We start from the raw sequence: 11,857 nt of genomic DNA, 5'->3' as shown, positions 1-11,857 counted from the left end.
CCTTATTGGGTTTCCAGTTCGCCTAGCAGCGCGTCGATCGCGCTCGCCGCATCGGTCGCGCCGCGTGCCGCGCAGGCCGCGTCGATCGCTTCCGCGCAGCGTGCGAGCGTGCGCGTGTCGAACAGCGTGCGCAGCGGCAGCGCGAGCCCCCAGTGCAGGTTGGCCTGCGCGTGGGCCTGCGTCGCGAGCAGCGAGTGGCCGCCGAGCAGGAAGAAATCGCCGTCGCGGCCGATCGCGTCCACATGCAGCACGCGCTGCCAGATGTCGGCGAGCGCGCGCTCGGTATCGGTCGCGAGTTCGACGGCGTCGGTCGCTTCGCGCACCGGCGCGGGCAGCGCATGGCGGTCGCACTTGCCGTTCGGCGTGACCGGCAATGCATCGAGCTCGATCAGCTGCGACGGCACCATGTACGCCGGCAGTTGCGCACGCAGCGCGTCGAGCAGCGCCGCGCGGTCGAGCGGGCCCGCGTCGCCGCGCGCGACATAGCCGATCAGTTGCTCGTCGCGCACGATCACGACCGCATCGTTGACGCCTGGCGCCGCGCGCAGCAGCGCCTCGATCTCGCCCGGCTCGATCCGCTGGCCGCGCAGCTTCACCTGCGTGTCGACGCGGCCGAGATAGTCGAGCGCGCCGTCCGCGCGCCGGCGCGCGAGGTCGCCGGTACGGTACATCCGCGCGCCCGGCACGAACGGATCGGGCACGAAGCGCTCGGCCGTCAGCGCCGGACGGCCGAGATAGCCGCGTGCAAGGCCCGCCCCCGCGAGATACAGCTCACCCGTCGCGCCGGCCGGCACCGGCTGCCACGCGGCATCGAGCACGTGCAGTTGCAGGTTCGCGATCGGATGGCCGATCGGCACCGCGACCGCCTGCGCGTCGTCGGGGCCGCAGGTCCAGTGCGACACGTCGATCGCGGCCTCGGTCGGCCCGTACAGGTTCACGAGCGTCGCGTTCGGCAACAGGCGCGCCATCTTCGCGACGAGCTCCGGCGCCAGCGCCTCCCCGCTCGCGACGATCAGCCGCACGCTGTCGCATTGCGCGGCGGCCGAGAAATCGTCGAGATGCGCGGCGAACGCGGCCAGCATCGACGGCACGAAATGCAGCACCGTCACGCCGTGCGCGTGGATCGCGGCGGCCAGACGCGCCGGATCGCGATGGTCGCCCGGCGCGGCGATCGCGAGCTTCGCGCCGATCGCGAGCGGCCACACGAATTCCCACACCGACACGTCGAAGCCGAACGGCGTCTTGTGCAGCACGACGTCGTCGCGCGTCAGCCGGTACGCGTGCTGCATCCACGCGATCCGGTTCGCGAGCGCGCCGTGCGTGTTGCCGGCGCCCTTCGGCTTGCCGGTCGAGCCGGACGTGTAGATCAGGTACGCGAGCTGCGCGTCGTCGATCGCGACGGCTTCGCGGTCGATTTCGCCCGCTTCGTCGGCCAGCAGATCCGCGACCGTCAGCAATTGCGTGTCGGCGCCCTCGCCCAGCGCGGCCTCGACCTGCTCGCGCAGATGCGCCTGCGTGATCGCGACGGCCGGCCGCGCGTCGCGCAGCAGATATGCGATGCGCTCGGCCGGATAGTCGGGATCGACCGGCAGGTACGCGGCGCCGGCTTTCAGCACACCGACGAGCGCCATCACCATGTCGAACGAGCGCTCGACGCACAGCGCGACCGGTGTGTCGGGCTGCACGCCGCGCCGGCGCAGCGCGGCGGCGATACGCGACGTAGTGCCATCGAGTTCGCGATAGGTCGCGCGCTGCACGCGGCCGTGAGCGTCCGCGTATTCGAGTGCGGTCGCGTCGGGCGTGGCCCTCGCGGCGTCAGCGAATTGCAGGTGCAGCGGCTGCCGTTGTTCCGCCGGCCAGACACGCGCGGTGTCCTGCGCGCGCGCCAGCGCGTCGCGGGTCGCGTCGTCGGCGATCGACAGCGTGCCGAGCCGCGCGTCCGGCGTACGGGCCAGCGCATCGAGCGCGCAAGCAAACGCGCGATGCCAGGTCTCGACCTGATGCGCGTCGACGCGTGCGGTGTCGTAACCGTAGTCGATCGTCAGTTCGGCGCCGCTTTCGATCACGAGCGTCAGCGCGAAATCGGTCGCTTCGATGCTGCGTACGCCGCTCAACGCCAGCGCGCGCGGATCGGCGTCGCGCACCGACTCGTCCACCGGATAGTTCTCGAACACCACCAGCGTGTCGAACAGTGCGCCGCCCGACCCGCGCGCCCAGCGCTGGATGTCGGCGAGCGGCGTGTGCGCATGTTCGGCCGCCGCCGCGTTTTCGCGTTGCAGCGCTTGCAGCCAGTCGGCCGCGCGTTGCTGCGGCCCCGGCGCGGTGATGACCGGCAGCGTGTTGATGAAGAGGCCGAGCACCGAGTCGACGTCCGCGAGCGCATCGGGCCGGCCGGCGACGGTCGCGCCGAACGCCACGGCCGGCTGGTGCGTCATCCGCTGCAGCGCGAGCGCCCATGCGCCCTGCACCAGCGTGTTGACGGTCAGCTTCAGTGCGCGGGCGGTCTGCGCGACGCGCGCCGTCGTGTCGGCGTCGAGCGCCGCGCGCCACGCGGCCATCTCGGCATCCGCGCGGTCGGCGGTGCGCTCCGCGATCAGCGTCGGTGCGTCGAGCCGCGCCAGGCGGTCGGTCCAGAAGCGCTCGTCGGCGTCGCGGTCGCGCGTGCCGAGCCATGCGATGAAATCGCGATAACGCAGCGCCGGGCGGCTCGCGAACGGCGACACGGCGTCCGGGTCGCGGTAGTCGCGCAGCACGTCGGCGAGCAGGCGCGCGGTGCTCCAGCCGTCGAGCAGCACGTGGTGGCGCGTCCAGACGATCCGCCACGCATCGTCCGTCACGCGGATCAGCGTGAGCCGCATCAGCGGCGGCTCGCGCCAGTCGAAGCCGCGCGTGCGGTCGGCCGCGAGCCACGCGTCGAAATCGGCGTCGAGCGTGTCGCCGCGCGTGCGCCAGTCGAGCTGCTCGACCGGCATGCGTGCGTGGCGATGCACGCATTGCAGCGGCGCGGCTTCGTCCGGCATCACGCTCGTGCGCAGGATGTCGTGACGCGCGATGGACGCGTCGAACGCGGCCGCGAGCCGGTCGGCGTCCAGTGCGGTCGCGGTCGCGACGAGCTGGTTCACGTAGCTCGCGTGGCCGGGCGCGAACAGCGCATGGAACAGGATGCCCTGCTGCATCGGCGACAGCGGATACACGTCGTCGATCGCGCGCCAGTCGAGCGGCGCGCGTTCGATCGCGGCCTGCGTGAGGCCGGCGGCCTGTGCGAGCGGGAAATCGCCCGGCGTCGCACCGGCGCCGCGATGCGCGACGCGCGACCCGCATGCGTCGACGAGTTCGCGCAGCGCGGCCGCGAAGCGTTCGGCGAACGCGTCGATCGTCGCGCGTTCGAATTGCGGCGCACCGTAGACCCAGTGAACCTTCAGCGTACGCGCGCCATCGCCGTCCGTGTCGAGATACGCATGGATCGCGAGCGTATTGCCGAGCGGCCCGTTTGGATCGCGCTCGACGCCGGTGCCGCCGAAACGCGGGACGAGCGTCGCATCGCGCGGTGCATCGAACTGGCCGAGATAGTTGAACGTGACGCGCGGGCGCGGCACGGCGGCCAGCACCGCACGCGTGGCCGCATCGCCGTAGTGCGCGAGCACGCCGAAGCCGAGCCCCTTGTGCGGCACCGCGCGCAGCGTGTCCTTGACCGCGCACAGCGTGTCTCGGGCCGTCGCTTCGACCGGCAGCGTCACCGGGTAATGGCTCGTCAGCCAGCCGATCGTGCGGCTGGCATCCGCGTCGTCGAACAGTGCTTCGCGGCCGTGTCCTTCCAGTTCGACCCGGCACGATGCGGCGCCGCGCGCGCCGGCCAGCGCCAGCGCGAGCGCCGCGCCGAGCAACTCGATCGTCTGCGTGCGATAGGCCGCGTGCGCGTCGGTCAGCGCGGCGCGGGTCAATGACGCGTCGATCGTCTGTACGACGACGGCCGCATCGGCGTTCGTCGCCGCTGCGTCGGGGTGATCGGGCGCGACGTCGTCGCCCTGCGCCATGCCGGCCCAGTAGGCGGCTTCGCCCGCGAACGGCGACGCCGACTCCGTTGCCGCACGGGCGAGCCGCGCGGCCCAGGCGGCCGCGCGCAGGCCCGGCTGCGACAGGCGGACCGGCGTGCGCTCGCACGCCGCACGGTAGGCGGTGTCGAGGTCGTCGAGCAGGATGCGCCACGACACGCCGTCGACGATCGCATGGTGAAGCGCCAGATAGAGCCGCGTCGAACCGTCCGGCAGTCGTGCCGCGCACGCGCAGGCGAGCGGCCCGTTGCCGAGGTCGAGACGGCGTTGCAGCGCATCGAAGCGCGCCAGCGCGTCGGCTTCATCGCGTGCGGCGACTTCGACGAACGGCAGCGCGTCGTACGGCTTCGCCGCATCGCTCGCCTGCCACGTGCCGTCCGCGCCGCGCGCGAAGCGCTGGCGGAATGCATCGTGATGCGTGAGCAGCGCGTCGAATGCGCGTGCGAATGCGTCCGCGTCGAACGCGCCGCGTACATCGAACGATACCGACTGGTTCCAGTGGCCGCGCTGCGGGATATCGAGTGCGAAGAAGCGTTGTTGCGCGGGCGTCAGGATCGGCGCGGCAGTCGATGTTACGTTTGTCGTTCCGATCGTGCTCGCCGGCTGCCGCGCGGCGACGGCCGTATCGTCCGTCTTCGCGATGCGCGCGAGTTCGGCGACCGTCGGCCCGTCGAACAGCTGCTTCGGCGTGAAGCGCACGCCGCGCTTGCGCGCCCGGGCGATCACCTGCAGCACGAGGATCGAATCGCCGCCGAGTTCGAAGAAATTGTCGTCGCGGCCCACCTTCGGCGCCTTCAGCACGGCCTGCCAGACGTCGGCGAGCACCGTTTCGACCTCGCCTTGCGGCGCGTCGCCGGACGCGGCCGCGACCGGCACGGCGGCCCGTTCGCGCATTGCCGCGCGATCGATCTTGCCGTTCGCCGTCACCGGCAGGCGCGCGAGCGCGACGAATTGCGCGGGCACCATGTAGTCGGGCAGCGTCGCCGCCAGCGCGGCGCGCACCGCGGCTTCGTCGAACGCCGCGCCGTCGCGCATCACGACGAACGTCGCGAGCCGCAGGCGGCCATCGTGCTCGATCGCGAGCGTTTCGGCCTGCGCGATCGGGCCGGCCGCGCGCACGGCCGCACTCACCTCGCCCGGCTCGACGCGGTAGCCGCGAATCTTCACCTGGTCGTCGATACGGCCGAGGAATGCGAGCCGGCCATCCGTGCGCAACCGCACGCGGTCGCCCGTCCGATACAGCCGCGCGCCGGGCGTGAACGGATCGGGCACGAAGCGCTCCGCCGTTTGCGCGGGCCGGCCGAGGTAGCCGCGCGCGACGCCCGGGCCGCCGAGATACAGCTCGCCGGTCGCGCCGGCCGGCACGCACGCGCCGAACGCGTCGAGCACCAGCGCGCGCGCATTCGGCAGCGGCAGGCCGAGCGGCACGCCGCTCGCCGGATTGCGTGCGTCGGCGGCAATCGACGCGGTGTCGCATGCGATCGCGCCGACCGTCGCTTCGGTCGGCCCGTAATGGTTGATCACGCGGCAGGCCGGCGCGAGCGCGGCCAGCCGTGCGACGAGCGCCCACGTGAGCGTTTCGCCGCCCGTCACGAGCGCGTGGCGCGGCAGCACGTCGGCCGGCACGCGCGCGTCGAGCAGCGCCTGCAGGTGGCTCGGCACGATCTTCAGCACGCCGACGTCGCGGCGGCGCATTTCGTCGGCGAACAGGTCCGGATCGAACGCGCACGCGGCCGGCAGCAGGTGCAGCGTGCGGCCCGCGCACAACGCGCCGAACAGCGTCGTGTGGCCGAGATCGGCCGCGACGGTCGAGACCATCGCGAACGACGCGTCCGGCGCGAACGCGAGTTCGTCGAGCATCCCGTGCACGTAGTCGGCCAGCGCGCCGTGCGAGACGACGACGCCCTTCGGCGTGCCGGTCGAGCCCGACGTATAGATCAGGTACGCACCCTGTTCCGGGTGCGGCGCGACGCGCACGCCCGCCGCATGGGCGAGCGTCGCGTCCTGCGCGAGTGCGTCGACGTCGAGCGGCTGCGTGTCGATGCCGGCCGGCCACGCGGCCGGCTCCGCGACGAGCGCCCAGCGCGCGACGCAGTCGGCTGCCGCCGCGGCGAGACGCGCGGCCGGCTGCGCGGGGTCGAGCAGCACGGCCAGCGCGCCGGCTTTCAACGCACCGAGCAGGCCGACGACGAAACGCGCCGAACGCTCGATGCAGACGACGACCGGCGCTTCGGCGGCCACCCCGCGTTGCGCCAGCGCCCGCGCGATGCGGTTCGATGCATCGTCGAGTTCGGCGAACGTCAGCGATGCCGATGCGTCCGCAAGCGCGACCCGATGCGGATACGCAGCCGCCTGCCGTGCGAATGCGGCGACGATGTCGGCATGTTCGATGCGCAGCGCACGGCCGTTGCGCGGCTGGCGCGACGCAGCCGATGCGTCGCACGGCAGCGCGGCCGTCGTCGTGTGCGGGTCATGTGCGGCGGACGCGACGAGCGCTGCATAGCTGTCGAGCCAGGCACGCGCGGTATCGGCATCGATGCAGTCGGTCGCATAGGCCGCGACGAGTTCGATCCCGTTCGCGTCGTCGGTGAAATCCAGCGCGAAATCGAAGCGCGCGGCAAGATCGGGCCCCGGCGTCGCGACCGCCGTGGCGCCCGGCAGCACGCTGTCGTGCCGCGCATCGAACTGCTGCGCGAACTTCACGCGCAGCCATTCGTCGCCACGCTTGACGGGCGGCTTCACCGCGTCGACGACGCGCTCGAACGGCACGTCCTGGTGCGCGACCGCGTCGAGCGCCGCGGTACGCGCCGCATCGACGAGCGCACGGAACGGCAGCGTCGGCGCCACGCGTACGCGCAGCGCGACCGTATTCAGGAAAAGACCCAACAACGCACGCGTTTCGGGGCGCTGACGATGCGCGACCGGCACCGCGACGACGACGTCCGTTTCGCTGGTCAGCCGCGACAGCCATGCGTCGAGCGCGGCCAGCAGCACCGTGAAGACGGTCGCCTGCGCGTCGCGTGCGAGTTGCCGCACGTCGGCCGCGACCGCATCGGGCAGGCGCACCGACACGCGCGCGCCGTGCAGCGTGCGTGCGGCGCCCGGCTGGCGATCGACCGGCAGCGAGAGCGGGCCCGGCACGTCGCGCAACGCGCCGCGCCAGTAGTCGAGCTGACGCTCGCCCTCGCCGCCGGCCAGCATGTCGCGCTGCCAGTCCGCGTAGTCGGCGTACTGGATCGGCAATGCGGGCAGCGACGGTTCGCGGCCTTCGGCATACGCGCGGTACGCAGCCGACAGTTCGTCGAATGCGCAACGCGAGCTCCAGCCATCGGTGATCGCGTGATGCGCGGTCAGCAGCAGGCGGTGACGGTCGTCGGCGAGCGCGACCAGCGTCGCGCGCAGCAGCGGGCCGCGCGCGAGATCGAACGGTTCGGCCGCGTCGCGCTCGGCGAGACGCGCGGCTTGCGCGTCGCGGGCAGCCGGCGGCTGGTCGCGCAGGTCGACCGACGCGATCGACACCGGCAGATGCGCGTGAATCCGCTGCATCACGACGCCATCGTCGTTGTCGACGAGCGTCGTGCGCCATGCTTCATGTCGGCCGATCACGTGATCGAGCGCGCGCTGCAGCGCGTCGCGGTCAAGTACGCCGTCGATCGTCCAGTGCGCGGCGATGTGATACGCGGCGCTTGCATCGCGCGTTTGCGCGAGCACCCAGAAGCGCTGCTGCGCGAGCGATGCCGCACGATCGACGTACGGCGCATCCGACGCGGCCGCGTCGGCCGGCGCGCGGCGCGCGGCAATCGCGGCAAGCGGTTCGCCGGTCTCGCGTTCCGCGCGGTCGACGGTTTCGGCCAGTTCGGCGAGCGCCGGATCGGCGAACAGCGTGTCGAGCCGCAAATTCACGCGCACGGCGGCACGGATCGCGGCCTGCAACTGCATCGCGGCGAGCGAATCGGCGCCCAGCGCGAAGAAACGATCGTCGCGCGACGGCGTGACGTCGAGGCCCAGCAGCGTCTGCCAGAGGTCGGCGATCCGTTGTTCGGTCGGCGTGCGCGGCGCATCGCCGACAGCTTGCGTCGTGTCGCGCGCGGCGGCAATCCGCTCGCGCAGCGCGGCGCGGTCGAGCTTGCCGTTCAGCGTATAAGGCAACGCATCGCAACGCACGAACCGGTGCGGCTGCCACGCGGCCGGCAATTGCGCGGCCACGTGCGCCTTCAATGCGGCATCGTCGGCCGCCGCGCGCAGCGCGACGCACGCGATCAGCCGCGTCGGCCCGTTGGCGGTGTCGGCCAGCACGGCCGCATCGGCCACGGCCGGGTGCGAGCGCAGGCACGCAGCGATTTCCGCCGGCTCCACGCGCACGCCGCGCACCTGGACCTGATCGTCGAGGCGGCCCAAATAATCGTATGCGCCGTCGTCGCGCAGGCGCGCAAGGTCGCCGGTGCGATAGACGCGCGCGCCGGGTTCGCCGTCCGCGTCGGGAATGAAACGCTCGGCCGTGAGCGCCGGGCGACCGTGATAACCGCGTGCGACGCACACACCACCGAGCAGCAACTCGCCCACCCCATCGGCGGCGGCGCCGTCGATGCGCGCGACCCGCGGGCCGATCACGCGGCCGATCGGCAGCGACGCATACGCGTCGTCGGCTGCCAGCACCGGCGTCTCGCCCGGCTCGACCGGCCACAGCATCGGCGAGATCACGGCTTCGGTCGGCCCGTAACCGTTGATCAGGCGCACCGCCGGGAACGTGCGGCGCACGAATTCGAACGCCTGCTGCGGCAGCGCTTCGCCGCCGAACGCAAGCACGCGCAAGGCCGGCGGCACGCCGTCGCGCGCGGCGACCGCCGCGAATTCGCGCAGGTACGCAGGCGGAAACGCGGCGACGTTGACCGCTTCGCGCACCATCAGCGCGTGCGCGGCGTCCGGCGCGAATGGTTGCGGCGGTGCCACGACGATGCCGGCGCCGACCGCGAGCGGCGCGAGCCAGCATTCGTGCGCGGCGTCGAAGTTGACCGACGCGAAATGCAGCAGACGGTCGCCGGCCTCGATCGGCAGCGCGGCCGCGAGCGCGTCGCAATGCGCGGCGAGCGGCCCGTGCTCGACGACCACCGCCTTCGGCGTGCCGGTCGAGCCCGACGTATAGATCATGTAAGCGGCCGAACGCGGATGCACGGTCACGATGTCGTCATCGAACGCGCGGTCCTGCGCGACGTCCGGTGCTTGCGCCGTCGCGTCGAACGCGTGTTCGAACGGCGTGCCGAGCGCCGCGCGGCCGGCGGCGTCGACGATGCCGTGCCGCAGTTGCGCGTCCTGCACGATCCAGTCGAGGCGCGCGGCCGGATGGCGCGGATCGAGCGGTACGAACACGCCGCCGGCCTTGAGCACGGCCAGCAGCGCGACGAACAGGTCGCCCGAACGCTCGACGCACACGCCGACCCGCACTTCGGCGCCGACGCCGGCCGCGCGCAGTCGCCGGGCAAGTTGCGATGCGCGTGCGTCGAGCGCGCCGCGCGACAGGCGCAGGTCGTTCTGGAAAGGCACCGCGATGGCGGGCGCGTCGGGCGCGATGCGCGCCAGTTCGCGGATTCGGTGATGCAGCGCAGTCGGGAAACTCGTCATGTGCGTGAAGTCCTTCGGTCCGGCCGCTTCGGCCAAGTCTCGGGGCCGCTTGGGGCGGCTTCACTGGTTTGACGAACGACGCGGCCGATTTTTTACCGCCTTGTGCGCAAAATGCGTGCGACCGCTTTTTTTGGCGATGTCGCTAAATATTTGCGCGGCCCGTTCGTCTATCAGGAAGGAAAGCCGGAACGGGGCTCGCCCCGCCGGCCGCTTTCCCGTCAGATTTGCCGTTTTTCGCGTTATTGCCTGCCTTCCCTTTACCGACGTTGCCGATGACAGCCGCCCACGAGCCTTCTTCCCCGCCGTCCCTCGACGCTTCCCCCGGCCGCCCCGCGGCGCGCCTGATCCTTGCGCTGCTGCGCGAAAGCCGCGTGTCGCTCACGCTGGCGCTCACCGCGTGCGTGCTGAACGGCGTCGCGAGCGTGCTGCTCGTCGCGACGTTGAACCGCGCGCTGTCGCAACCGGGCGCCGCCGACGCGTCGCTCGCGTGGCGCTTCGCGCTGTGCGCGGTGATCGCGCTCGTCACGCGGATCGTGTCGGGCACGCTGTTCGCCCGCCTGTCGCAGGACACGATGGCGCGATTGCGCGTGCATCTGGCGCGGCGCGTCGGCGCGGCCGAACTGCGCGACATCGAGCGGATCGGCGCGGCGCCCGTGCAATCGGTGCTGACCGATGACGCGACCAACGTGTCGATGCTGTTCTTCGCGCTGCCGAACCTCGTCATGCACGGCTCGATCGTGTTCGGCTGCCTCGGCTATCTGGCGTGGCTGTCCTGGCCCGTGTGCCTGCTGGCGCTGGCCGCGATCATCGCCGGCTCGCTCGGCTATCACACCGGCGACCGCCGCGCGATCGCGGCGCTCGAAGCCGCCGGCCAGGCGCAGGACCGCCTGTTCGGCTATCTGGGCTCGCTGTTCTCCGGCGCGAAGGAGCTGAAGCTGCACGACGCGCGCGCCCGCCAGTTCGTCGACGGCCAGCTCGGCGCCGCGATCGGCGAAGTGCGCGACCACCGCCGCCGCGCGTTCAGCGCGTATGCGGTCGGCGTCGGCTGGATCATCTTCCTGTTCTACGTGTTCCTCGGCGTCGCGTCGTTCTGGCCGCAGCTCGGCGTGCATGCCGACCCGGCCGCGGCCGCCGGCTACGTCGTCGTGTTCCTGTTCATGCTCGTGCCGCTCGACGGCCTGCTGAACAACCTGCCGACCGTCAACGCGGCGCGCGTGTCGCTCACGCGGATCGAAGGCGTGATGGCCGAATTCGGCGCGCTGCGCACGGTGCCGCCCGCGGCCGATGCGCCCGACGTGCCGCCGGCCGGCGCGGTCACGCTGCGCGGCGTCACGCATGCGTATTTCCACGAGCGCGACGAACGGATGTTCAGCATCGGGCCGATCGATTTGACGATCAAGCCGGGCGAGCTCGTGTTCATCGTCGGCGGCAACGGCAGCGGCAAGACGACGCTCGCGAAGGTGCTGACGGGGCTGTACGAGCCGGAGCAAGGCACGATCGAGGTCGACGGCCGCACGATCGGCTGGCGCGAACGCGCGGCCTACCGGCAGCGCTTCAGCGCGGTGTTCAACGATTTCCACCTGTTCGACGCGCTGCTCGGCATCGTCGACCCCGACGATCCGTCGCGTGCGCAGGCCGATGCGCGGGCGAACGCGCTCGTCGCGAAACTCGCGCTCGACCACAAGGTGAAGGTGATCGACGGCGCGTTCTCGACGCGCGCGCTGTCGACCGGGCAGCGCAAGCGGCTCGCGCTCGTCGTCGCGTACCTGGAAGATCGCCCGTTCTACCTGTTCGACGAATGGGCGGCCGACCAGGACCCGTCGTTCAAGGCCGTGTTCTACGAGCAACTGCTGCCCGAGCTGCGCGCGCGCGGCAAGGCCGTGATCGTGATCACGCACGACGACCGCTACTTCGATCTTGCCGACCGTCTGCTGAAGCTCGACAACGGGCGCATCGTCAGCGACACGCAACCGGCGCGCCTGCGTGCGCAGGATGGCGTCGATGCGCTGAGCGCGTAACACGACACCGGCAGTCGATCGAAAAAAATCGCCGGCACGCTGCAATGGCAGTGTGTCGACGACGGTCGTTTCAGCGGGGAATTCGACTGACGTGTGGCGAAAAGGAAAGACTGAAACCGCGCGTCGTCAAGCTGATCGCGACGCCCTGCCCGTCAACGCGGCATCGTC

The 11,857-nt window shown here is 71.7% G+C and carries 2 protein-coding genes; one reads left to right on the top strand and one right to left on the bottom strand.

The window, feature by feature from the left end:
• Nucleotides 1-2: 2 nt before the first annotated feature.
• Complete coding sequence (locus tag CFB49_RS08640; protein WP_089491446.1) at nt 3-9,671, bottom strand: non-ribosomal peptide synthetase; 9,669 nt, start codon at nt 9,669-9,671, stop codon at nt 3-5.
• Between the two features lie 272 nt (nt 9,672-9,943).
• On the opposite strand from CFB49_RS08640, the gene CFB49_RS08635 reads away from it, so the two are divergent.
• A complete protein-coding gene (locus CFB49_RS08635; RefSeq protein ID WP_069620690.1) occupies nt 9,944-11,689 on the top strand; it encodes a cyclic peptide export ABC transporter in 1,746 nt (581 codons plus the stop codon).
• The last annotated feature ends 168 nt before the right edge of the window (nt 11,690-11,857 follow it).

This window comes from Burkholderia sp. AU17457, from assembly GCF_002223255.1.
Lineage (GTDB): Bacteria > Pseudomonadota > Gammaproteobacteria > Burkholderiales > Burkholderiaceae > Burkholderia > Burkholderia sola.
The sequence above is the reverse complement of the archived record's forward strand: the minus strand, read 5'-3'. Positions and strand labels throughout refer to the sequence as shown.